The sequence below is a fragment of the Streptomyces sp. B5E4 genome (assembly GCF_039871555.1).
GTDB lineage: Bacteria > Actinomycetota > Actinomycetes > Streptomycetales > Streptomycetaceae > Streptomyces.
The window spans coordinates 66836-91022 of sequence record NZ_JBDPMI010000034.1 but is presented as its reverse complement, the minus strand read 5'-3'; the positions used below and the strand labels follow the sequence as shown (position 1 = coordinate 91022).

19 protein-coding genes and 1 pseudogene are annotated in these 24187 nt (G+C 71.0%); 9 read left to right on the top strand and 11 right to left on the bottom strand.

Translation table 11 applies throughout. The features are described 5' to 3' along the window. The first annotated feature begins 144 nt into the window (after positions 1 to 144). The 3 genes from ABGA99_RS31330 (at position 145) to serC (ending at position 5163) form a co-directional block, all read left to right on the top strand. Positions 145 to 3327, top strand: a complete 3183-nt coding sequence (locus ABGA99_RS31330) for an RHS repeat-associated core domain-containing protein (RefSeq protein WP_347583954.1) — start codon at positions 145 to 147, stop codon at positions 3325 to 3327. An 85-nt stretch (positions 3328 to 3412) separates the two neighbouring features. Next, positions 3413 to 3781, top strand: coding sequence for a hypothetical protein (locus ABGA99_RS31325; protein ID WP_347583953.1), 369 nt, complete (start codon positions 3413 to 3415; stop codon positions 3779 to 3781). A gap of 263 nt (positions 3782 to 4044) precedes the next feature. Next, positions 4045 to 5163, top strand: coding sequence for a phosphoserine transaminase (serC, locus tag ABGA99_RS31320; protein ID WP_347575121.1), 1119 nt, complete (start codon positions 4045 to 4047; stop codon positions 5161 to 5163). Between the two features lie 25 nt (positions 5164 to 5188). Here serC and ABGA99_RS31315 read toward each other — a convergent pair whose 3' ends face one another. Beyond that, on the bottom strand, positions 5189 to 6046 hold the full coding sequence (locus ABGA99_RS31315) for an ABC transporter permease (RefSeq protein ID WP_347583952.1): 858 nt from the start codon (positions 6044 to 6046) through the stop codon (positions 5189 to 5191). Beyond that, positions 6043 to 7071: an ATP-binding cassette domain-containing protein gene (locus ABGA99_RS31310; RefSeq protein ID WP_347575123.1), complete on the bottom strand. Its 1029-nt coding sequence runs from the start codon at positions 7069 to 7071 to the stop codon at positions 6043 to 6045. Before ABGA99_RS31310 ends, ABGA99_RS31315 begins: the two co-directional genes overlap by 4 nt. A gap of 85 nt (positions 7072 to 7156) precedes the next feature. On the opposite strand from ABGA99_RS31310, the gene ABGA99_RS31305 reads away from it, so the two are divergent. Further along, complete coding sequence (locus tag ABGA99_RS31305) at positions 7157 to 7987, top strand: TetR/AcrR family transcriptional regulator (protein ID WP_347583951.1); 831 nt, start codon at positions 7157 to 7159, stop codon at positions 7985 to 7987. A 153-nt stretch (positions 7988 to 8140) separates the two neighbouring features. Here ABGA99_RS31305 and ABGA99_RS31300 read toward each other — a convergent pair whose 3' ends face one another. The 4 genes from ABGA99_RS31300 to ABGA99_RS31285 form a co-directional block, all read right to left on the bottom strand. Further along, positions 8141 to 9157: a WD40 repeat domain-containing protein gene (locus tag ABGA99_RS31300; protein WP_347583950.1), complete on the bottom strand. Its 1017-nt coding sequence runs from the start codon at positions 9155 to 9157 to the stop codon at positions 8141 to 8143. A gap of 150 nt (positions 9158 to 9307) precedes the next feature. Then, positions 9308 to 10297 (bottom strand): aldo/keto reductase, encoded by a 990-nt coding sequence (locus ABGA99_RS31295; RefSeq protein WP_347575126.1) that lies wholly within the window; start codon positions 10295 to 10297, stop codon positions 9308 to 9310. A gap of 56 nt (positions 10298 to 10353) precedes the next feature. Further along, positions 10354 to 10416, bottom strand: a complete 63-nt coding sequence (locus tag ABGA99_RS31290) for a hypothetical protein (protein WP_347575321.1) — start codon at positions 10414 to 10416, stop codon at positions 10354 to 10356. Positions 10417 to 10555: 139 nt separating this feature from the next. Then, positions 10556 to 12205, bottom strand: coding sequence for a recombinase family protein (locus tag ABGA99_RS31285; protein WP_347583949.1), 1650 nt, complete (start codon positions 12203 to 12205; stop codon positions 10556 to 10558). Positions 12206 to 12350: 145 nt separating this feature from the next. Here ABGA99_RS31285 and ABGA99_RS31280 point away from each other — a divergent pair. After that, positions 12351 to 12692 (top strand): annotated as a pseudogene (locus tag ABGA99_RS31280) (aldo/keto reductase); the annotation flags it as partial. Positions 12693 to 12940: 248 nt separating this feature from the next. Then, positions 12941 to 13531, top strand: coding sequence for a Uma2 family endonuclease (locus ABGA99_RS31275; RefSeq protein ID WP_347583948.1), 591 nt, complete (start codon positions 12941 to 12943; stop codon positions 13529 to 13531). Positions 13532 to 13539: 8 nt separating this feature from the next. Here the strand turns inward: ABGA99_RS31275 and thpR are convergent, their stop codons facing one another. The 3 genes from thpR to ABGA99_RS31260 all read right to left on the bottom strand — a co-directional run bounded on the left by thpR (position 13540) and on the right by ABGA99_RS31260 (position 17033). Further along, positions 13540 to 14154, bottom strand: coding sequence for an RNA 2',3'-cyclic phosphodiesterase (gene thpR / locus ABGA99_RS31270; RefSeq protein WP_347583962.1), 615 nt, complete (start codon positions 14152 to 14154; stop codon positions 13540 to 13542). Positions 14155 to 14245: 91 nt separating this feature from the next. Next, positions 14246 to 16756, bottom strand: a complete 2511-nt coding sequence (locus ABGA99_RS31265; RefSeq protein ID WP_347583947.1) for an HAD-IC family P-type ATPase — start codon at positions 16754 to 16756, stop codon at positions 14246 to 14248. A gap of 10 nt (positions 16757 to 16766) precedes the next feature. Further along, positions 16767 to 17033 (bottom strand): DUF2530 domain-containing protein, encoded by a 267-nt coding sequence (locus ABGA99_RS31260; protein WP_347575130.1) that lies wholly within the window; start codon positions 17031 to 17033, stop codon positions 16767 to 16769. Between the two features lie 81 nt (positions 17034 to 17114). Here ABGA99_RS31260 and ABGA99_RS31255 point away from each other — a divergent pair, with 81 nt between their 5' ends. Then, complete coding sequence (locus tag ABGA99_RS31255) at positions 17115 to 18584, top strand: NCS2 family permease (RefSeq protein ID WP_347583946.1); 1470 nt, start codon at positions 17115 to 17117, stop codon at positions 18582 to 18584. On the opposite strand, the gene ABGA99_RS31250 is transcribed toward ABGA99_RS31255, so the two are convergent. Continuing rightward, complete coding sequence (locus ABGA99_RS31250; RefSeq protein WP_347575132.1) at positions 18577 to 18819, bottom strand: hypothetical protein; 243 nt, start codon at positions 18817 to 18819, stop codon at positions 18577 to 18579. The two genes, ABGA99_RS31255 and ABGA99_RS31250, sit on opposite strands and share 8 nt — an antisense overlap. Before the next feature lie 149 nt (positions 18820 to 18968). On the opposite strand from ABGA99_RS31250, the gene ABGA99_RS31245 reads away from it, so the two are divergent. Beyond that, a complete protein-coding gene (locus tag ABGA99_RS31245; RefSeq protein WP_347575133.1) occupies positions 18969 to 19430 on the top strand; it encodes a MarR family transcriptional regulator in 462 nt (153 codons plus the stop codon). A 28-nt stretch (positions 19431 to 19458) separates the two neighbouring features. Continuing rightward, positions 19459 to 20817, top strand: coding sequence for an MFS transporter (locus ABGA99_RS31240; RefSeq protein ID WP_347575134.1), 1359 nt, complete (start codon positions 19459 to 19461; stop codon positions 20815 to 20817). Positions 20818 to 20919: 102 nt separating this feature from the next. Here the strand turns inward: ABGA99_RS31240 and ABGA99_RS31235 are convergent, their stop codons facing one another. Continuing rightward, entirely contained in the window at positions 20920 to 24132 is a 3213-nt protein-coding gene (locus tag ABGA99_RS31235) for a molecular chaperone Hsp90 (protein ID WP_347583945.1), read from the bottom strand. Positions 24133 to 24187 lie beyond the last annotated feature (55 nt).

Here is a 24187-nt window from a genome sequence, read left to right as displayed (position 1 = left end):
ATCACCGACGGCATTCCGCACCTCCACAGCCACGCCGACACGACGTGCTCTGCCTGCCACAGAAACCCCGACACTATGCCTGACCAGCGATAACACGGTGATCAAGTACGGAAAGACAACGGCTTCTCAGGCCCCCGCTGGCCCTTGGCCCTTCTGGAGACCGGCGGCTACGAGATCACCGATCCATCCGCCGGGCGAATCCGCCGCTTTCAGGCACCGGACAGCGACGGCCTCGCCCTCCTGCACCAGATATCCGACCGCAACGGCCACACCCTCACCTTCGCCTACGACGACGAAGGGGCCCCCACCGGCGTCCACCACTCCGCCGGCTATCACCTCCGCCTGACGACACAGGACGACCGGGTCACCGCCCTCCATCTCGCGGGCGCCGCCGCAGACGGCACCGATGCGGAGATCAAACGCTTCGGGTACGACGAGGACGGCAACCTCACCGAGGACTACAACTCCTCCGGCCTCCCGCTGACCTTCACCTACGACGACCGCCTGCGCGTCACCTCCTGGACCGACCGCAACAACCACTCGTACGCCTACACCTACGACCGACACGACCGCTGCATCGCCGAAGGCGGCGAAGCCGGTCACATCGCACTCACCCTGGCCTACGGCACCACGGACCCCGATTGGCCCGGCTGCACTCTCACCTTGCTCACCGCAACCGACGGCGCGACCACCCGTTTCGTCATCAACGACAACTCCCAGGTCATCGCCGAGATCAACCCCCTGGGCGCGATCACACGCCGCGAGTACGACCGCCACCACAACCTCGTCGCCGAGACCGACCCCCTCGGCCACACCACCCGCTTCACCTACGACGGCGAGCACCGCTGCACCACCGTGACCCGCCCCGACGGCAGCGAGACCCGCGCGGTCTTCGACCGCCACCCCACCCCCGTCGAACTCATCAGCGCAGACGGCACGAGCTGGCGGCAGACCCTCGACGAGCGCGGCAACCGGACCGCGCTGACGGACCCGGCCGGCCACACCACCCACTACGCCTACGACGACGCCGGCCGACTGGCATCCGTAACCGACGCCCTGGGCGCAACCACCGAGGTGGAGAGCAATGCCGCCGGCCTGACCACCCGCATCACCGATCCCACCGGCGGAATAGCCGCCTACGAATGGGACGACTTCGGCCGCCTGATCGCCGCCACGGATCCCACCGGCGCCACCACCCGCATGGAATGGACCGTCGAAGGGCAGCCCGCCCGCCAGGTCGGACCCGACGGCGCCGAGCAGCGGTGGACCTACGACGGCGAAGGCAACTGCCTGACCCTCACCAACCCAGCCGGGCACACCACAGCGTTCACCTACACCCACTTCGACCGGATCGCCACCCGCACCGACCCCGACGGCACCACCCACACTTTCACCCACGACCACCAGCTACGCCTCACCCAGGTCACCAACCCCCAAGGACTGACCTGGGACTACATCTACGACCCAGCCGGGCAGCTCATCGCGGAATCCGACTTCGACAACCGCCGCACCGCCTACGAACACGACCCCGCCGGCCGCCTCATCACCCGCACCACCCCCCTCGGCGCAACCCTCACCTACCGGCGCGACACCCTCGGCCGACTCACGGAGAAGAACACCGGCGACGCCGTCACCCGCTACTCCTACGACCCGGCCGGCCGACTCGCGTCCGCCGCCGGTCCTGACGGTGAACTCAGCCTGCATCGCGACCTCCTCGGGCAGATCACCGCGGAGGTGTGGGACGGGGAAACCGTCGCCTTCGCCTACGACGCAGCCGGCCACCGCACCCACCGGACCACGCCATCCGGCCACGTCAGCACCTACGCCTACGACCCCGCGGGCCGCCGCACCCGGTTGACGACCGGCAACCACACCGTGGACTCCGTGCACGACGCCGCTGGCCGTGAGACCGAACGCAGCATCGGCGCCCTCACCCTCGCCTCGGACTGGGACCCAGCCGGCCGCCTCGCCCGGCAGACCCTCACCGCGGGGCCCACGCCCGTCCAATCCCGCGCCTACACCTACCGCCCGGACGGATACCTCCTCGCCCTGGACGACCGGATCTCCGGCCGGCAGACCTTCGACCTCGACCCCGCCGGCCGCGTCACCCAGGTCACCGCCCCCGGCTGGACCGAGACCTACGCCTACGACTCCCTCGGCGCCCAGACCACCGCCACGTGGCCCGCCGAACACACCGCCCCCGACGCATCGGGGCAGCGCACCCACACCGGCACCACCCTCACCCGCGCCGGCCACTACCACTACCAGCACGACGACGCCGGACGCCTGATCCGCCGCACCCGGACCCGCCTCTCCAAGAAGCCCGAGACCTGGCGGTTCGCCTACGACACCGAAAACCGCCTCACCCACGCCGCCACCCCCGACGGCACCGAATGGCGCTACACGTACGACCCCCTCGGCCGCAGACGCAGCAAAACCCGCCTCGCTCCCGGCACGGACGAAGCAGCCGAAACGATCACCTTCGCCTACGACGGCCCGACCCTCGCCGAACAGACCACGCACGCCCGCGACCTGCCCAACGCCCTCACCCTCACCTGGGACCACGACGGCATCGTCCCGGTCTCCCAGACCGAGCGCATCACCGACGCCACCACCCAGGACGAGATCGACGCACGCTTCTTCGCGATCGTCACCGACCTCGTCGGCACCCCCCGCGAACTCGTCGCCCCCGACGGCGACATCGCCTGGCGCACCCGCACCACCCTCTACGGCACCACCACGTGGCACCGGGAAGCGACCGCCCACACCCCACTCCGCTTTCCCGGCCAGTACGCCGACCCGGAAACCGGCCTCCACTACAACCTGCACCGCTACTACGACCCCACCACCGCCCACTACACCACCCCCGACCCCCTCGGCCTCGAACCCCACCCCAACCCCACCACCTACGTTCACAACCCCCACACCTGGGCCGACCCACTCGGACTCTCCCCGTACGGCAACAAAGGGTTCTTTGGGAAAATAAAGGATAAGCTGTTCCCCGAAGATCCCGCAGTGGTTGTAGACCGGCAGATGCGGGCGAATCGCATACCCGTCCGGTTGGGCGATTTGGAAGGAATACATCTGCCAGACGCGGGCGATCCACGCAAGATGGGGCCGATACGCAGCCTGGACGATCGTAGGCTTCTTGAGGCAATCAATGATCCAGACGAAATCGGAAGTGTCATCTCTCTGGGAGGAGGCGCGGTGGAGCAGGGAAATCATCGCATCGCAGAGGCCCTGGAAAGAATGCATAATCCTCACCACCCCGGCGTCACCCCGGATACGGAGATCCTGGCGCTTGTGGACGAAGGCGGAATCTGGTGAGAAAGACCTCATGAAACTAAGAAAGGTTCTCAACAGAACACTGAGATCGCCGTTGGGTTGGCCGGTTCCAGCGGAACCACGGCGTGTGTCATCCAGTGAACTTCAGGAACTCATCCGAGAAGCGCAAGAAAATGGCTTCAGTCGACGGGCTCGCGACATTCAGATCGAGCCCGATCGGGATTACGTGCTCATCCCGTTTCTTTTTGAACCGACTCCTGCAGCGGCCTGGATCTGCTCCATTCTGCACCTCCCGCGTGATCTACAGAAGCTCCACAGCAAAGCACCCAGCGCCGAAAGGAATACTATTGACGTCAGCGTTCGGCGCTACCGTAAACTAAGTCGGCTTTCCGCAGCGGACAAGAATCGTGCCATTCATTTTACGGCCTACATGCTTAGGCGCTACGAGCAACGCAAAGTCAGCGGCTCCGACGCAGGATCCGAGATGAATGAGTGACGCCGACTACTGGCGCTGGGAGCATGGCTGAATGCGGGACAGGTCTTTCCGGTGGGAAAAGCGCCCGCGGGTTTCCTCGCAAAGCTCGGTAACTTCTGCGCTCGCCATGCTCAAGCAAGAACACGCGGATGGCACTCGTGCAAGCTGCCCGCCGGCTCTGGCCCGCGCTGCACCCACCGCGGGCGGCCCACTACGTGGGTGTTCGTGTCTCAGAGGGTGGACGGGAGCGTCGTCGCGGAGCGGTCGGGTCGTAGGCTTCGGGGGTGGCTGAGATCGTGATTCCTGATGACATCAAGCCCGCCGACGGACGCTTCGGGTCGGGCCCGTCCAAGGTGCGCACCGAGGCGCTTGAGGCGCTGGCCGCCACCGGTTCCTCTCTGCTCGGTACGTCTCACCGGCAGGCTCCCGTGCGGGAGCTCGTCGGGCGGGTGCGTGACGGGGTGCGTGAGCTGTTCTCGTTGCCCGAGGGGTACGAGGTGGTCCTCGGCAACGGTGGGGCCACCGCGTTCTGGGACGTCGCCACCCACGGGCTGATCGAGCGCAAGTCGCAGCACCTGTCCTTCGGCGAGTTCTCCTCGAAGTTCGCCAAGGCCGCCAAGCTCGCGCCGTGGCTGGACGAGCCGACGGTCGTCTCGTCCGAGCCCGGTACGCATCCCGAGGCGCGGGCCGAGGCCGGGGTCGACGTGTACGCGCTGACGCACAACGAGACCTCCACCGGCGTCGCCATGCCGCTGAGCCGGGTCGAGGGGGCCGACGACGGGGCGCTCGTGCTCGTCGACGCGACGTCCGGGGCCGGCGGGCTGCCGGTGGACGTGGCCGAGACCGACGTGTACTACTTCGCGCCGCAGAAGTCCTTCGCCTCCGACGGCGGGCTGTGGATCGCCGCGTTCTCGCCGGCCGCGCTGGAGCGGGCCGCGCGCGTGCACGCCTCCGGGCGGCACGTGCCGGAGTTCTTCTCGCTGCCCACGGCGATCGACAACTCCCGCAAGAACCAGACGTACAACACCCCCGCCCTCACCACCCTCTTCCTCCTTGCCGACCAGCTCGACTGGCTGAACGGGCAGGGCGGTCTGGACTGGGCCGTACGCCGCACCGCCACCTCCGCCCGCACGCTCTACAACTGGGCCGAGGAGGCGAAGGCCACCACGCCGTTCGTCGCCGACCCGGCGCAGCGGTCGGCGGTCGTCGGCACGATCGACTTCTCCGACGACGTGGACGCCGCCGCCGTCGCCAAGACGCTGCGCGCCAACGGCATCGTGGACACAGAGCCGTACCGCAAGCTGGGGCGCAACCAGCTCCGGGTCGCGATGTACCCCGCGATCGATCCCGCCGACGTCGAGGCGCTGACCCGCTGCATCGACTACGTGGTCGAGCGGATCTGATTTCCGTTCACCCCGCTACGGGCCTTCAGTGCGAGAGCCGCTGGTACTTCCGCACCGCCAGCGGCAGGAACACCGCCGTGATCACCACCGGCCATACGAGCGCCATCAGCATCGCGTGCTGCTCTATCCACGAGTCGCCCAGCCGCCCCGGGTTGCCGAACAGCTCGCGCACGGCGTTGGCCGTGGAGGACACCGGGTTCCACATCGCGATCGTGCCGAGCCAGCCCGGCATGTCCGCGGGTGAGGCGAAGACGCTGGAGACCATGCCGAACGGGAACGCGACCGCGAAGAGGTTTCCCGCCGCCTCCTGGTTGGGCGTCAGCAGACCGAGCACCACCCCGACCCAGATCAGCGCGAAGCGCAGCCACAGCAGCAGCCCGAAGGCGGCCGCGGTCTCCAGCAGCGAGCCGTCCGAGCGCCAGCCGATGATCAGCGCGATCGCCGCCATCACCGCCAGGTCCAGCGCGGCGCCGATGAGGTCGGAGACGCCCCGGCCGCTGACGACGGCCGAGGGGGACATCGGCATGGAGCGGAAGCGGTCGGTGATGCCGTGGTCCTTGTCGATGGCGATCAGCATGGCGGTGTTCATGAACCCGAAGGCCATGGTCATCGCGAACATGCCCGGCATCGCGTAGGACTTGTAGGCGTCGGCGCCGCCCTCCATCGCGCTGCCGAAGACATAGACGAAGAGGAGGACGGAGACGACGGGGAAGCCGAGCTGCCAGGCGATGTTCGACGGCTGCCGGCGGTAGTGCAGCAGGCCGCGGCGTACGACGGTCCAGCAGTCGGCGAACGCCCACTTCAGCGCTCCGCCGGGGGCCTGCTCACTGGCCGCGGGGCGGGGCCGCTTCTCCCCCGCCGTGGTTTCGGTGGCGGTGCTCATGCGACCGGGGCCTCCTCTTTCCTGCTCGCCTTCTTGTCGTCTTTCCCGGCGGTGCTCTCGGTCGTCTCCGCCTCCGCCGCGGTGTGGCCCGTCAGGCTCAGGAACACGTCGTCCAGGGTGGGCCGCCGCAGCGCTATGTCGTCCACCGCCACCCCCTCGTCCTGCAGCGTGCGCGCCACCTCCGTCAGCGCCGCGACCCGGTCGGTCACCGCGCCGTGCACCCGCAGCTCCTCCAGGTCGATGGCCGGGTCGGCGCCGGAGACCCGGGCGACGGCCTTCACCGCGTCCGGGATCTCCTCCGCCGAGCCGACGACGACCTCGATACGGTCGCCGCCCACCGTGTTCTTGAGGGCGGCCGGGGTGTCGTCCGCGATCGTCCGGCCGTCGTCGATGACGGCGATGCGGTCGGCGAGCTTGTCGGCCTCGTCCAGATACTGCGTCGTCAGCAGCACCGTCGTACCCCCGGCGACCAGATCCCGCACCGCCTGCCAGACCTCGCCGCGGCTGCGCGGGTCGAGGCCGGTCGTCGGCTCGTCCATGAACAGCACGTCCGGCGCGAGGATCATGCTCGACGCCAGGTCGAGCCGGCGGCGCATGCCGCCGCTGTACTCCTTGGCGCCCTTGTCCGCGGCCTCGGTCAGCCCGAACTGCTCCAGCAGCTCGGCCGCGCGCTCGCGGGCGCGCCGGGAGCCGAGGTGGAACAGCCGGGCGAACATCTCCAGGTTCTGCCGGCCCGTCAGCACCTCGTCCACCGCCGCGTACTGCCCGGCGAGGCCGATCCGCCGGCGCACCTTGACCGGCTCCTTCATCACGTCGTGCCCGCCGACGCGGGCCTGTCCGCCGTCGAGGCGGATGAGGGTGGACAGGATCCGCACCGCCGTCGTCTTGCCGGCGCCGTTGGGGCCGAGCAGGCCGTAGACCGTGCCGTACGGCACGGTCAGGTCGAAGCCGTCGAGGGCCCGCTTCTCTCCGTAGCGCTTCTGCACGCCGTCCGCCACGACGGCGTCGGCCGAGCTTGCCTTCACGCTCATCCTCCCCTATCTGAGTACGCCGTACTCATTTACGCATACGGTGTACGCAGATCGCAAGTCCGCAGCTAGACTCGGCCCCATGGCGGCAAGGGAACACAGCGGCAGCGGCGACCTCAGCCGCAGCATGGCCCTGCTCTGGGGCATCGACGAGCGCGGGAAGCGCGGTCCGAAGCCCGGCATCTCGGTGGACCGGATCGTCTTCACCGCGATCCGCATCGCGGACGCCGAAGGGCTGGAGGCGGTCTCGATGCGCAAGATCGCGGGCTGTCTGGGCGTGGGCACGATGTCGCTGTACCGGCACGTGCCGGGCAAGGCGGAGCTGCTCGACCTGATGCTCGACGGCGTCGGTTCGATCGAGCAGAAGGACGTCGAACACTTCAAGAGCCAGCCGACCTGGCGGGAGGGCATGCGGGAGCTGGCCCACTCGTTCTGGGAGCACTACCTCGCACACCCGTGGCTGCTCCACGTCGACCAGGGCCGGCCCGTACTCGGCCCCAACGGACTGGACTCCTTCGAGCTGGCCCTCAGCGTCTTCGACGGACTGCTGCTCACCGACCAGGAGAAGGTCGGCTTCATCACCTCGCTCGACTCCACCGCCGCCGGCCTCGCCCGGGTGCACGTCAACGCCAAGCAGGCGGAGGCACGGACGGGGATCACCGACCAGGAGTTCTGGGAAGCGCAGTCGCCGGCGCTGGAATCGGCCATGAAGTCCGGGCGCTACCCGAGGATCGCCAAGCTGGCGGACGACTCCTTCTCCGCACTGGACGAGGAGACGTTCAAGTTCGCGATGGACCGGATGCTCGACGGCCTGGAGGCGCTGATCGACCACCGCCGTGAGACGGGCTGGACACCGCCGCCCGCGGGTGCACGGGTCTTCGACGAGGAGTGCCGCGAGGGGGAAACGGTCTGAGCCGAGCGGGCCCGTACGCAGGTCGGGTCACGCAGGTCAGATCACGTACGTCACGCACGTCCCCCTCGCACCCGCCCCAGGGTAGGGCGCCCCACCGACAACCGGGTCACCGCGCCCCCGGCCCGCCCGGCCCGCGCCTCCGCTCAGTCCCGCTCAGTCCGGGCGCGGCCGCCGCGACAGCGCGCGGCGCAGCAGCAGCACCGCGCCGATCCCCCCGCCCACCAGCAGCACCGTCCTCACCGGGTCGCGGTCCTCGTCGTCCCCCGCGCCACTCGCGCCGTCCCCCCGGCCGTCCCCCGAGCCGTCCTCCGACCCGCCCGACTCCGACGAGTCGCCGCCTTTCTCGGCCTCCCGCCAGATCAGGTCGCTCTGCTCGCCCTCACTCCCGAACACGATCGCCGACCCGTCCGCCGTGTAGGTCATCGACTCGCCCTGCCGCTGCAGCGGCACGTCCAGCCGCCCGTCCTCCTGCGGCTTGCCTTTCTCGAAGCGGTACATCCGCCCGCCGACATAGCTGCGCAGCGCCAGCCGCGTACCGTCGGGCGAGAACGCCCCGTCCGTCACCCACAGGTTGACCGGCGCGACCCGCTCGAAGATGTTCATCGAGCCCGTCGACAGCTCCTCGGGACCGGCGTACAGGGCCGCGCCCCCGTTCTCCTTCTTGCTCACGACGTACACCCGCCCGGTCTTCGGGTGCACCATCAGCGCCTCCGCGTCCCGCGGCCCGTCCTCGTACTGCGCCTCGTACTGCACGGCGTCCACGGTCGCGTCCTTGAGCTGCTTCGGCTCGGGGAAGCGGTAGATCCACACGTACGACCAGGAGCCGTCCATGTTGTCGCCGATGTCGCCGACGTAGAGCTGGTTGTCGGGTCCGAGCGAGATGGCCTCGACGTCGCGCGGCTCCCCTATGCCCCGCAGCGTGATCGTCGCCAGCGTCTCGCCCGTCTCGCCGTCGACGGCGTAGACGTACGGGCCGTCGTCGGAGTCGTTGTGCGTCCAGTACACGTTGTCGTGCTGCCGGCTGGCGGCCAGGCCGCTGGACTCGGTGATCCGCGGGTCGGTGAGTATCACGTCGTCCTGCGCCGCGGCGGGCGGGGCGTACGCGGCGGAGGTCGCCACCGCCGCCGCGGTCAGAAGGGCGGCGGCGGTCGGCAGGCGGTGGGCGCGCATGGCGCCAAGCCTGCCATGCGCCCGCGCCGGAACGCGGGCCGGATGCGCGTGCGATGCGCTTGCTTCGAGCGTGCCAAGTAGGCAGTTTGCCGCCATTGCGTGCAAGGCCACCGCCCGTCGAAACGGGCGACGGCCTTGAGTGCTACACGATCACCAGGCGAAGGCTTCTGGGGAAGGGCCGGGCCCGGGGAAGATCTCATCCAGAGACGTGAGGAGCTCCTCGCTCAACTCCAGGTCAAGGGCACGCAGCGCCGAGTCCAACTGCTCCTGTGTGCGCGGACCGACGATCGGGCCCGTCACGACGGGTCGCGCGAGCAGCCACGCAAGGGCGACCTCACCGGGCTCCAGGCCGTGCTTGTCGAGCAGGGTCTCGTACGCTTGGACCTGCTCGCGCGTCTGCGGATCCTTCAGGGCGTCGGCCGCGCGTCCGCTCGACCGACGTCCCGTCGTCGCCTCCTTCTCCAGCACCCCGCCGAGCAGCCCGCCGTGCAGTGGCGACCACGGGATCACTCCGAGGCCGTAGTCCTGGGCCGCCGGGATCACCTCCATCTCGGCGCGCCGCTCGGCCAGGTTGTACAGGCACTGCTCGCTGACCAGGCCGACGCGGCCGTGTGTCTTCGCGGTCTCGTTGGCCTGCGCGATCTTGTAGCCGGGGAAGTTCGACGACCCCGCGTAAAGGATCTTGCCTTCCTTGATCAGTACGTCGACTGCCTGCCAGATCTCCTCGAACGGCGTCGACCGGTCGACGTGGTGGAACTGGTACAGGTCGATGTAGTCCGTCTGCAGCCGCTTGAGCGAACCCTCCACCGCGCGCTTGATGTTGAGCGCGGAGAGCTTGTCGTGGTTGGGCCACGATTCGCCGCCGCCCGCCATGTTCCCGTACACCTTGGTCGCGAGCACGGTCCTGTCACGGCGGCCGCCGCCCTTGGCGAACCAGGTGCCGATGATCTCCTCGGTGCGGCCCTTGTTCTCGCCCCACCCATACACATTCGCGGTGTCCACGAAGTTCAGACCTACATCGATAGCGGCATCCATGATGCCGTGGCTGGTCGGTTCGTCAGTCTGTGGGCCGAAGTTCATCGTGCCGAGGACAAGTCGGCTGACCTTGAGTCCGGTGCGTCCGAGCTGTGTGTACTTCATGAGTCACCAGCGAACTGCTTCGAGCGCACTCCAGGCAAGGCCGCCGCGCGCTCCGCTCAGTCGTCTTCTCCGAGGAGCCGGTACACCGTGGCGCGTGAGATGCCCAGGGCCTCGCCGATGGCGCTGACGCTCCACCCTTGGTCCTTCTGGCACGGTCCACAATGAACATATCGTCGTTCACAACGGACAGGTGCCCGCCGGCGCGCCCCTGCGGAGGCCCCGACCGCAGGGCCCTCCTCGACGCCACGCTCTTGCCGGTCAGCTCTCGCTGTGGACCGCTGCCATGTTGCGCAGGCGCTGCTTGAAGTCCATCGGGATCAGGACCTGGACCCTTCCGACAGGGTGCTGCCACATCCCTTCGTGGCCTTCGGGGGCCATGAGCTGCGCGGTGGTCAGCCCAGTGATCGGTTCGGCATGGATGACGGCCTTGACCCCTGCGGCGCGAAGCTCCTTGCCTTTCTCATGCTGGGTCGACAGCTTGCTCCACCGCTCCCGGTAGGTCTCTCCCGTTGGAATCTCCTCCCAGGTGTCCGGGCGCGTGGGCTGCGCGATGAGCTGTTCGCGTCGCGCGTCCAGGCGCTTGTACGTCTCCCGGTACTCCTGCTTGCCCAGCTCGCTGGAGTAGAGACCCGCCTCTCGGTCCTCTCTCAGGTCTGCCAGGGTGCGGCTCACCTCCTCGATGTCCCGCGTGTGGTCGACGCCCGGCCTGAAGACCTTCCTGACAATCTCAACGTCCCCAGCAGCGAGGAGGAACGCCTTCTCCACGGCGTCCTCCAGTGTGTGCGCCGCGATGCCCTTGCTTCCGGTCGGACACCGCTTGTGCGTGGTGCGGGAGGCACAGCGGTAGTAGGGCCAGTTACGGCCCGGGCCGAGGTAAGCCGGTTCCCCGCACGTGCAGAATGCGACGCGCAGCAGAGGCGACCCGCCCCTGCGGTTGCCGTTGCGCTTGCTGGTGTTCTCGTCCAGCTTCTTGTTGGCCAACTCCCACTCCTCATGGGTGATCAGAGGCTCCGCGCGCTGGAGCGGCTGGCCGTCCGCGTCCCGGACGACCCGGCGCCGTATCGTCTTCGTCCCGTCGACCATCACGTCGTCGGACACCTCCATCCGCCCCAGGATGCAGCGGGAACGTACGACCTTGGCCGTGTTCGCAGCGGTCCAGCGGCTGCCCTTCGGGGTCTTGCCGCTACGGATGATCTGGGCGTCGAGTGACGTCGGGGTCTTCGACACGTCCTCGTTGAGCCACTGCGCGATGCTGTTCGCCGACTCGCCCGTGATGAGCCGGCGGACGATCTCACGGAGCGTCCCGGCCGTGTCGGTCCCATAGTCGTCCGGGACGAGCTTCCACCCGTTGCCGGTCTCCCGCTTCTCCTCCCGGTAACCGTACGGAGTGCGGCCACCACGCCAGCGCCCCTCCTTCACCAGGTGGTTGTACGAGGACTTGGCCCGCGCCTTTATGGCTTCGAGCTCACCCTCCGCGAAGGACGCGATCAGGCTGAGCAGGAGCTTGCCCATCTGCGTGTTGAGATTGATCCCGTCCTCGACGGTGGCAACCTCCTTGCCGTTCTCCTCGCACCACTCCAGGAGCGTGTGTACGTGCAGCACACGCCGCGAGAGCCGGTCGATCTTCAGCGCGCAGATGATGTCGTACTCGTCGGCGCGCGACTCCTCCACAGCGATCCGGTGCTCGACCGCGCTGACCCCCTTCCCGATGGTCGAAGGCAGCCATTTGCCGAACTCCGGGCGCTTCCACGGCTCCACCCCGCCGGACACGTCGATGTCCTCGACCCATCCCACGACGACGTGCCCCTCCTGATCAGCCCATCGCTGGATGGACCGTCGCTGACGCTCCGGCGACGTGGTCTCGTCCGACACCCTCGACAGACGGACCACACCCAGAACTCTCGCCATGCTTGCTCTCTCCCCTGCGACACGCAGCGTGCACGTGTGGTGACAGTATGCGGTTCGGATCATGGCGTCAAAATTGATCTTTGGGTACTGTCAACGTCTACGGCTGGGGCGAGGCAAGGGCCGCACCGAGGAGATCGTCGGCACCTGGCTCCCGCTGGGCGGCGGCCTGCTGGGCGGCGCGCTGCGCAAGGAGCGCGAGGGCGGCGGCGCGCGGTCGTCGGCGGCGCTGTCGCGTGGTTCGGTGCGCGAGCAGGTGCAGGCGTACGAGGACCTGGTCGCCGAGCACGGCCTGGACCCGGCGGAGGTGGCCCTCGCGTGGCTGCTGACGCGGCCGGGCGTGACGGGCCCGATCGTCGGCCCGCGCACGATGGAGCAGCTCACGTCGGCGCTGCCGGCGCTGGATCTGACGCTGTCGGACGGGCTGCTGGCGTCGCTCGACGAGATCTTCCCGGGCCCGGGTCCGTCCCCGGAGGCGTTCGCGTGGTGAGCGTTCCGTAGGCGGGCGGGTCAGCCGCCGAAGGCGGCGGCGATGGCGACGACGGCGAAGATCAGCACGAGCGTGGCGCTGACGACGCGGATGCGGGTCTTGGCGTTCACGCGACCGAGCTTCCGGGCCCGCCGCCCCGCCCGGGGCGGCGGGCCCGGGGCGTAGGACCGGACCGTGACGACTCACCGTGAGTATCGTTGTACTGCGCGGCTGCATGCGATCAAGCAGCAGCGGGGAGGAGCGCCACGATGACCGTCGTCGAAACCGACAGGATCGAGATGGCCGACGAGAGCGACGAGCTCACCCTCGACAAATTGTTCGAGCGAGTGGAGCGGATGCCTGTCCCCGAGGGATACAAGGTCGAGATCGTCGAGGGGACCGTCTACATGTCGCCGCAACGGCAGAAGCACTGGTTGATCATTGCGGACCTCTACGATCAGCTTCGCACCCGGTATCCCCGGACGCGCACCGCTTCCGATGTCCGCATCGACTTCCCCGGCCACCTCAACGGCTTCGCCTCAGATATCGCCGCGATGGCAGAAGGCGCCGAACCCGGTGCTGACGACCGCTGGCACCCTCGGGACGTCGAGTTCGTGGGCGAGGTGATCTCCAAGAGCACTGCCGCCAACGACTACGGTCCGAAGAAGGCCGTCTACGCCGCCGCCGACGTGCCGGTCTACCTGATCGTCGACCCGTACACCGGCAAGTGCCACGTTCACACGCTGCCCAAGGACGGCGAGTACCGCGTCGAGACGACCCTCGACTTCGGCGTGGACATCGACCTCACCGACACCCCTGCCGGGCTCAAACTGACGACCGGCGAGTTCCCCCGCGACTGAGTTCCCCGCTACGTTCCGCCCCTGCCCAGGGGCCAGGTGGCCAGGGACTCGTACGTGGGCTGGGCGCCGGGGTGGCCGGGGGGTGGGGGGTGGCTGCGGATCAGGGTGAGGGTGGTGAGGTCGCACCGGGGGGTGGCGAAGTCCCGTAGCGCCTCCGTGAACGGGGTCAGGTCCGTACCCGCGCGGTGGCGCTGGCGGGCCAGGGTCAGGTGCGGACGGTAGCGGCGCTCCGGTCCCCGGGGGCCGCCGCCCCCGCCCTGCTTCGCCGCCAGCGGCACCCCCGCCGTGCGGTGCCCCGCCGCCGCGGCGCCCGCCGCGAGCCGGCCCAGCTCCTCGATGTCGCCCGCCGCCCCCGCCCACAGCACCGTGTCGGAGTACCGCCCGCCCCCCGCCAGCCGCAGCCCGACCGGCTCCCGGCGCCGCGCCGCCCGCGCCAGCCGCTCCCCCAGCTCCGCGACGGAGCCGGCCGGCACCTCGCCGTAGAACGCCACCGTGAGGTGCCACCCCTCCGGCGGCACCCAGCGCAGCCGCTCGGCGCCGGGCAGCCGCCGCAGCCGTCCCACCGCCGCCGCCAGCTCCCCCAGCACCTCCGCGGGCGGGATCACCGCGGCGAACAGCCTCATCGCCACGGGCCCGCCCGCTACGGGCCCGCCCGCGACCGGCCCGCCCGCACCCGTACCGCCCGCACCCGTACCGCCGGCCACCACGACCGCCTCAGTCCGGGAACCGGCGCGTCACCCACCGCCAGGCGAACTCCAGCAGCACCGCCGACGCGACCGCGATCCCCACCGCCGTCCACGGCATCTCCGTACCCACCAGCTTCAGCGCGAAGAAGTCCTGCAGCCACGGCGTGACCAGCACGATCACGAACCCCAGCGCCATCGTCCCGACCAGCGCGACCCGCCACCACGTGTACGGCCGCGCGATGATCACCAGCACCCACATCGCGATCAGGAACAGCGTCAGCGTCGCCGCCGACGTCTCCGCGTCCAGCGCCCCCTGCCCCGAGTAGTGCGTCCGCGCCAGCATGTACGTCAGGAACGTCGCCGACCCGGCGATCAGCCCCGCCGGGATCGCGTACCGCATCACCCGGCGCACGAAGTGCGGCCGCGCCCGCTCCTTGTTCGGCGCCAGCGCGAGGAAGAACGCCGGCACGCCGATCGTCAGCGTCGACAGCAGCGTCAGATGTCGCGGCAGGAAGGGGTACGGCACCTGCGTGGCGACGACGAGCAGCGCCAGCAGCACCGAGTAGACGGTCTTGACCAGGAACAGGTTCGCGACCCGCTCGATGTTGCCGATGACCCGGCGGCCCTCGGCGACCACCGACGGGAGGGTGGAGAAGCTGTTGTTCAGCAGGACGATCTGCGCGACGGCCTTCGACGCCTCCGAGCCCGAGCCCATGGACACGCCGATGTCCGCGTCCTTCAGCGCCAGCACGTCGTTGACGCCGTCGCCCGTCATCGCCACGTCGTGGCCACGGGACTTCAGCGCGGCGACCATGTCGCGCTTCTGCTGCGGGTTGACGCGGCCGAAGATCGCGTTGTCGTCGAGGACGGCGGCCATCTCGTCGCGGTCGGAGGGCAGGGTGCGCGCGTCGACCGTACGGTCCGCGCCCGCCATGCCGAGCTTCGCGGCCACGGCGCCCACGGACACCGCGTTGTCGCCCGAGATGATCTTCGTCTCGACCCGCTCCTCCGCGAAGTAGGCGAGGGTGTCGGCGGCGTCCGGGCGCAGCCGTTGCTCCAGGACGACCAGCGCGGTCGGCTCGACGCCGCGCGCCACCTCGGGGTCGTCCAGCTCCCGTACGGCGCGGGCGAGCAGCAGCACGCGCAGGCCCTGCGCGTTCAGCTCGTCGATCTCGGCGAGGGAGGCGTCGCCGGCCGGCAGCAGCACGTCGGGGGCGCCCAGCAGCCACGTACCGCCGTCTCCCCCGCCCTTCGCCTCGGTGAACGCCGCCCCGCTGTACTTGCGCGCCGAGGAGAACGGCAGCGACCCCGTGCAGCTCAGCTCCTCGGAGTCGGGGTACGCCTCGATGAGGGCCTGGAGGCTGGCGTTCGGCCGCGGGTCGGACGAGCCGAGCGCGCCCAGCACGCGTCGTACGTCCTCCTCCGTCGCCCCGTCCAGCGGCCGCAGTTCGGTGACGTCCATGCCGCCCTCGGTGAGGGTGCCGGTCTTGTCGAGGCAGACGACGTCGACCCGCGCGAGCCCTTCGATGGCGGGCAGCTCCTGGACGAGGCACTGCTTGCGGCCGAGCCGGATGACCCCTATCGCGAACGCCACCGAGGTCAGCAGCACCAGCCCCTCGGGCACCATCGGCACGATGCCGCCGACCATGCGGCGGATGGCGTCCTGCGGGCTGTTGTTCTCGACCACGAGCTGGCTGATGACCAGGCCGATGGCGGCCGGGATCATCATGTAGGTCACGTACTTGAGGATCGTGCTGATGCCGCTGCGCAGCTCGGAGTGGACGAGCGTGAAGCGCGACGCCTCCTCGGCCAACTGCACGGCGTACGCCTCGCGCCCCACCTTCGTCGCCGTGAACGCGCCGCCGCCGGCGACGACGAAGCTGCCGGAGAGCACCTTGTCGCCGGGCTGCTTGACGACGGGGTCGGCCTCGCCGGTGAGCAGGGACTCGTCGATCTCCAGGCTGTCGGACTCCAGCACCTCGCCGTCGACGACGACCTTGTCGCCGGGGCCGAGCTCGACGAGGTCGCCGAGGACGATCCCGGCGGTGGGGATCTCCACGGAGTGGCCGTCGCGGCGCACCTGCGGCCTGGCCTCGCCGATGACGGCGAGGCTGTCGAGGGTCTTCTTGGCGCGCAGCTCCTGGACGATGCCGATGCCGGTGTTGGCGAGGATCACGAAGCCGAAGAGGCTGTCCTGGATGGGTGCGACGACGAGCATGATGACCCACAGGACGCCGATGATGGCGTTGAAGCGGGTGAAGACGTTGGCGCGGACGATGTCGGCGGTGGAGCGGGAGGAGCGTACGGGAACGTCGTTGACCTCGCCGCGGGCGATGCGTTCGGCGACCTCGGCGGTGGTGAGCCCGTCGTGCCGCAGCGCAACGGCGCCCGCGCCCGCCCCGTTTGCCCCTGCCCCGCCTGTCTTCCCGCCCGGTTTCCCGCCCGTACCGCCCGGCTTCCCGCCTGCCGCCCCGCCCGGCCCGCCGCCGGGCTCCGGCCCCTCGCCGCCGTCGGCGGCCGTCTCGACCCGCTGCGTCATGCGTACGACGTTACGTGTTCGACCCGGCGCCTGCGCGGCCACCCCGCGCGAGGGCGGCCTCGCGGCGGCGTACGTACCACAGGCCGACGACACCGAGCCCGGCGCCGGCGAGGCAGGTCCACAGCCACCACATGCGGTCGTGGTCGTCCAGCCAGCCGAGGAACGGCAACTGGACGACGAAGAGCACGAGCCACAGCACGGTGCCGCCGACCGTCACCGCCGTGATGTCGCCCTCGAACGGCTCCGGCGCGGGATGTCTGTACGCCTTCTTGCCCATGTCGACCAGGGTACGGGCCGGTCACGGCGGCATACTGAGTGGGCGCCGAAGTCCGGCCGCTGTTCCGCACGAAGGTCACGCATGCCCCCCGCTCGGAAGACCACCGGCACGGCCCCCGGGGACGGGCCTCCGCCCCGGCCCTCCTCCGCGCTCGACGCCTACTTCCACATCTCGCGGCGCGGCTCGTCGGTCACCCAGGAGCTGCGCGGCGGGCTGGCGACGTTCTTCGCCATGGCGTACATCATCGTGCTGAACCCGATCATCCTGGGCTCGGCGAAGGACAAGTTCGGTCACAAGCTGGACCACGGCGAGCTGGTCACGGCCACCGTGCTGGTCGCGGCGGTGACCACGCTGCTCATGGGTGTCCTCGGCAACGTCCCCGTCGCCTGCGCCGCCGGCCTCGGCATCAACGCCGTGGTGTCGCTCCAGCTCGCGCCGGAGATGTCGTGGGCGGACGCGATGGGCATGGTGGTGCTGGCGGGGCTGATCATCATGCTGCTGGTGGCCACGGGGCTACGGGAACGGGTGATGTCCGCGATCCCCGACGGCCTGCGCAAGGCCATCGCCATCGGCATCGGCCTGTTCATCGCCCTCGTCGGCCTGGTCGACGCGGGCTTCGTCACCCGCAACCCGGACTCCGCGCAGACCACCGTCCCGCTCACCCTGGGCACGGCGGGTCACCTGAAAGGGTGGCCCGTCCTGGTCTTCATGCTGGGCCTGGGACTGACCTTCGTGCTGCTGGCCCGCCGCTTCCGCGGCGCGATCCTGGTCAGCATCGTGTCGATGACGGTCCTCGCCGTGATCATCCACGCGGTCGCCGACCTCCCGGAGAAGGAGTGGGGCCTCACCGCCCCGGTGCTCCCCGACCACGTCGTCGAGGCCCCCCACTTCGGCCTGCTCGGCGAGGCGAGCCTCTTCGGCGGCTTCCGCGAGGCGGGGATCCTGACGGGCTGCCTCTTCGTCTTCACCGTGCTGCTGTCCGGCTTCTTCGACGCGATGGGCACGATCCTCGGCGTCACCGAGGAGGCCCGCCTGCTCGACGAGCACGGCCGCCTCCCGGAGATGAACCGGGTCCTCATGGCCGACGGCGCCGCCGTCGCCCTCGGCGGCGCCGCCTCCGCCTCGGCGAGCACGGCCTTCGCCGAGTCCACCGCGGGCGTCGGCGAGGGCGCCCGTACGGGCCTGGCGAACCTGGTCACGGGCGCCCTGTTCCTGCTGGCGCTGGTCTTCACCCCGCTGGTGACGATCGTCCCCTCGCAGGCGGCGACCCCGGCGCTGGTGGTGGTCGGCTTCCTGATCCTGTCGGCCAACATCCGCAGCATCGACTGGTCCGACACGACGATCGCGGCCCCGGCCTTCCTGACGATCATCCTGATGCCGTTCAGCTACAGCATCACGGTCGGCATCGGCATGGGCTTCCTGGCCCACACCCTCCTGCGCACGGCGGTCGGCCGCCCGACGAGCGTCCGCCCGGCGATGTGGGTGACGTCGGCGGTGTTCGTCGTCTACTTCGCCCTGGAACCCATCGAACGCTGGCTGGGTCTCAACTGACGTGTGCCGTCGTCGTGGTGGCCGTGGCCGTCGCCGGAGTCGCGGTCGCGGTCGCGGGCCAGTGGGTGAGGCGGGCGGATTCGGCTTCGGCGGTCTGGACGCGTTCGTCGAAGTCGTTGCGCTGCAGCAGTTGCAGCACGTAGTCCTGCACCGGCATGTCCCGCTTCGCCGCGTGGGTGCGGAGGCGGTCGAGGAGGTTGCCGTCTATGCGCAGACTCAGCACGTGTGTCCCCATGTCGCTCAGGGTCGCCCGTCGCGTATACCGGGGGCGGGCTTTCCCGTACGCGGTCATCCTTTCGGGTGGCCCGCACGACCAGGCCGTAACCTCCTCTGTCTCGACCCCCGAACTTTACTTAGCCAAAGTAATGAGGTACGCTAATGACCATGCCCGACCTGTCCCAGGAGGAGAACGCCGCCGCGGTGAACTCGCTCCGCTCCGCGATCATGCGGCTGACCCGCCGGCTGCGGCATCAGCGCGTGGACGAGTCGCTGAGCCCGACCGAGATGTCGGTGCTCGGCACGCTCTTCCGCTGCGGTCCGCTCGGCCCCGGTGAGCTCGCACGCAAGGAGCACGTCCAGCCGCCGTCGATGACGCGCATCGTGGCCATGCTGGAGACCAAGGGGCTGGTCCGGCTGGAGCCGCACCCGGAGGACCGGCGGCAGAAGGTCGTCAGCCAGACCGAGCAGGCCGAGGCGATGCTCGAGGAGAGCCGCCGCAAGCGCAACGCCTGGCTGGCCGAGCTGGCCGGCGGTCTGTCCGAGGAGGAGTGGGCCACGCTGCGCGACGCCGCGCCGGTGCTCGAAAAGCTGGCCCACCTGCCGATTCCGGAGGGCGCACCACGCTGACGAAGGATGATGACCGGAGGAGAACGACTTGAGTACGGGACCCGGAGCAGACTCCGCACCCGCACCCACACCCGATGACTACGAAGAAGAAGAGGAGAGCAGCAGACGCGGCACCTTCAGCTCGCTGAGGATCCGCAACTACCGGCTCTTCGCCGGCGGCCAGGTGGTCTCCAACACCGGTACCTGGATGCAGCGCATCGCGCAGGACTGGCTGGTGCTCAGCCTCACCGGTTCCGCCACCGCCGTCGGCATCACGACCGCACTGCAGTTCCTGCCGATGCTGCTCTTCGGTCTCTACGGCGGCGTCCTCGCCGACCGGCTGCCCAAACGCAAGCTGCTCCTCGCCACCCAGGCGGCCATGGGCCTCATCGGCCTCGCGCTCGCGGCGCTCACGCTGAGCGGAGCCGTGACGGTGTGGCACGTCTACCTCATGGCGTTCCTGCTCGGCCTCGCCACCGTCGTCGACAACCCGGCGCGGCAGGTGTTCGTCGCCGAGCTGGTCGGCAAGGAGCAGATGCAGAACGCCGTCAGCCTCAACGCCGCCAACTTCCAGACGGCCCGGCTCCTCGGCCCCGCCGTCGCCGGCGTCCTCATCACGGCCGTGGGCAGCGGCTGGGCGTTCCTGCTGAACGGGCTCTCCTTCATCGCCCCCATCACCGGGCTGCTGCTCATGCGGACCGCGGAGCTGCACCGCGTCGAGCGCGCGCCGCGCGGCAAGGGGCAGTTGCGCGAGGGCCTGAGGTACGTCGCCGGGCGGCCCGAGCTGCTGTGGCCGATCGTCCTGGTCGGCTTCATCGGCACATTCGGCTACAACTTCCCGATCTGGCTCACGGCGTACGTGGACGAGGTCTTCCACGGCGACGCCGGCACCTACGGGCTGCTGAACTCGCTGATGGCCGCCGGCTCCCTGGCCGGCGCGCTGTTCGCGGCGCGGCGCGGGGTCAGCAGGATGCGGCTGACGGTGCTCGCCGCGCTGGCGTTCGGCGTGCTGGAGATCGTCGCGGCGGTGTCGCCGGCGTTCTGGCTCTTCGCGGCGCTGCTGGTGCCGGTGGGCGCGGCCGGCCTGCTCTTCAACACGACGGCGAACGCCAACGTCCAGCTCGCCACGGACGAGGCGATGCGCGGGCGGGTGATGAGCCTGTTCGTCATGGTGTTCGTCGGCGGCACGCCGATCGGCGGGCCGGTCGTCGGCTGGGCGACGGACACGTTCGGCGCCCGGATCGGGTTCCTGACCTGCGGGGTGGTCTCCGCGGTGGCGGCCGTCACGGTGGGTCTGGTGCTGGCCCGGGTCGGCGGGCTGCGGCTGCGGATAGACCTGCGGCGGGGGCGCAAGCACGTCGCGTTCGTGCCGTCGCGGCGGGCGGAGGAGCTGGCTCCGGCGGCGTAGGTGCGGCGGGGCCTCCACGGAGGTCTCCGCGGGGCCGGGTGACGTCCTCGCCGTGCACCCGGCCCTCTTCGGGCGGTACGGGCCCCGGGTCCCGTACCGCCCTCAGTCGAACCAGCGGGCCTCGGCCAGCTCCCGCGTCCGCGTCGGGTCCTCCAGCAGCGCCGCCGCCTCGAACCGCCGCCGCCACTGCCCCGTCGCCCACGCCAGCCCCGCCGCCAGGCCCTCCATCGTCGCCGCGTGGACCGTGCCGTCGGAGGTGCGGCGCCAGTCGAGTTCGGTGCCGTCGGCGGTCAGCCGCTCGTGTTCCTCGTACGTCGCCGGGGTGTCCGGGCCCAGCAGGTCCCGTACGGGCTGCGGGACCTCGCGGGCCTCGCCCGCCGTCTCCACCCGGGCCTCGTAGACCTCCGTCAGCCGCCGGACCTGGAGCAGTTCCCCGAGGGCCGCCGCCTGCCCCGCGGCGACCGGGAGCAGCGGGTGGGCGGTGGCCAGGGGCACCAGGTCGGGGGCGTCCGCGACGAGGGCTTCGCCGGCCGGTACCACCTCCGTGGTGCCGTCGCGGACCGCGCGGAGGTCGTCCGGGAGGGTGACGTCGGCGGGGTCGAGGTCGGCGAGGAGGGTGTACAGGGCGTGGAGTTGCCCCGGCGTGACGTCGTGGGCGGGGTCCGCGAGGCGGGCGAGGAGTTCCGCGGCGCCGCCCGGTTCGTCCAGGAGCGCGGCGGCGGAGGTGCGTACGCCCAGGGCGCGCAGGACCTGTTCGTCGCCGACCGCGGAGGCGTCGGCCGGTTCGTACAGCCCGGTGAGCAGCGGATCGCCGCCCGCGGCGCGCAGGCCGGCGGGCCGGCGGCCGTCGAGGACGGGGTGGCCGCGCAGCCACCAGGCGGTGTACGGACGCACGGGATGCGCCTCGCCGTTCGGCAGCAGGACGCGCGCCGAGCGCGTCAGCGCCTCGCGCAGCGGCGGGCGGGAGAGGAGAGCGAGCGCCTGCGGCCAGTGCGCGTCGTCGACCAGGTCCAGGTCCCGGACGCCCACCAGCTCGGTGAGCACCGGCGGTACGGGGGTCTCGGGCAGTTGGTCGAGGACGTCCTCGCACCACACGTCCACCGCGTCGAGCAGCCCGGCGTCGTCGGACTCGGGGTAGGGGGCGTCGCGGGGCTCCAGCTCGTCGGGGTCGAGGACGACGTCCTCGGCCCGTACGAGCACGAAGTCCGCCTGCACGCCGACCGCCGTCAACGGCTCCTCCCCCCACCGCTCGACCAGGTCGGCGGCGCACGACGCCAGCTCACCCGGTCGGATGACGGCGGCGAACGCACTGCCGGGGTACACGAGTTCACCGGCGGGGGCCGGGTCGCCGTCCTCGTCGGGCAGCGCGAGGGCGCCCAGCCACGGTTCGTCCCCCGGCGCCAGGTGCGCGTCGCGGACCAGCCCGAGGACGATGTCCGCCAGTTCCTCAGGACCCGGCGCGCCCTGGTCGGGCCCCTCGTCGAACCACACCTCCCCCGCGTCCAGCGACCCCGCCACCGCCGCCCGCACCTGCGGCGTCGTCAGCACGGCGCGCGGCGTCGCGGGAAGGGCGCCGAGCCGCTCCAGCACGGGGTGCGCGGCGACCGGGTCGGCGACGCGCAGCCCGAGCCGGGCGAGGCGGGCGGACTGCCGGTCGTCGCCGCCGGCCGGCAGCAGTACCTGCCGCGGGCCGACGACGACGCGGCCGTCGGCGAGCGGCACCGGCAGGCCGCCCAGTTCCTCGGGGTCGGTGCCGGCGAGGGAGCCGTAGAGGCCGTGCCACCAGGCGGCGGGGCGCTCCACGCCGGCCAGCCGCTCGACGAGTTCGCCGAGCGGCAGCCGGGCGACGCCGAGGGTGCGCAGCTCGCCGCGGCGCTCCAGACCGGCGGGGAGCAGGTGCGGGAAGACGTCGCCGAGCCGGCGCACCGTCTCGGCGCCCGCGCCCTCGGCGACGAGCGCGTCGCGGGGGCGCAGCGGCTGTGGCTTGGCGCCCTCCTCGGGCGCGGCCGGGGGCAGGAACGCGATGCCGGGAAGGAGTTGCAGGATGCCCGCGCGCAGGGCGCCGTCCAGCTCGCCGCGGCCGAGGGGGCCGGGGACGAGGTCGATGGTGCCGGGGGCCAGGGGGGCCCAGTCGGCGAGGAGCCCGGCGTAGGCGTCGGCGGCGCGGGCGACGAGGAAGTCGGTGAGCGGGCCGGGGGCGAGGTGGCGGCGGGTGGGTTCGAGGGGGAAGGAGGCGATGAGGAGCGCGGGGACGCCGAGGGGTTCGTCGGTGGGGGTGGGGGCGTGGAGCACGGGGGCGGTGGCGGGCGCGGCGGGGGCGCCGTCGGCGTCCACGGGGACGGCCCAGGTGACGGTCCAGGTGGGGCGGAGGCGTTCCTCGACGGGGCGGTCGGCGAGGAGGTGGGGGTCGAGACGTCCCGCGGCGGTGCGGGTGCGGTAGCGGGTGGCGCTGGCGTGCGGGGCGGCTGCGGGTTCCGCTGCGGCCGGTCCGGCCCCGGCACGGGAATCCCGGTCCGTACGGCCGGTGTCCTCGACGACCGTGTACGGGCCGTCTTCGCGGCGGCGCAGCGTCCGTACGCCCTCGGGGGTCTCGACGACGACCTCGGCGAGGCCGGGCAGGGCGAGCAGCAGGGCGTCGTCGATGTTGCCGAGCAGCCGGCGGGCCAGGGCGGCGGCGGCCGCGTCGCGCAGCGGGAGCCGGACTGCGGTGTCGTACCCCTCGGGTACGGTCGGGGCGTCGGCCGCCGCGAGGGGCAGGGGCAGGCGGAGCAGGGGGACGTGGCCGTCGCGGCGGGCGGCCTCGTCGGCGAGCGCGGGATTGCGCTCGGCGGTCGTACGCACCAGGTCCCGCGCCTCCGCCAGCGACCACCGCACGCGGGCGCCGCCGCGGGAGACGACCGCGGGCGCGTCGCTGACGGCCAGCACGGCGGAGAACCCCACCCCGAACCGCCCCACGGCCTCCTCGGTGTCCTCCCCGCGCTTGGCGGAGGCCCGCAGCGTGGACAACGACTCGACCCCGGAGGCGTCGAGGGGCGCCCCGGTGTTGGCCACGGTCAGCACCCCGCTGCCGCCGGGGGCGCCCTCCGCCAGCGTCAACCGCAGGCGGCCCGCCGCTCCCGCGCGGGCTGCGGCGTCCGCCGCGTTCTGGGCCAGCTCGACCACCAGCCGGTCGCGGTAGCCGCCCAGCGCCAAGTCCTCCTCCGCGTTGGCGTCCTCCCGGAAGCGGGCGGCCGAGGCCGCCCAGGCGTCGAGCGCCGAGGTGCGCAGCCGGGCGGTGGGGTCGGCCACGGGGTCCTGGGGGTCCACGGGGTCCACTGGGGCTCCTTGTCGCGGGAGGTGCCGGTCCGCCGCAGCGTATTCGGTCCCCCGG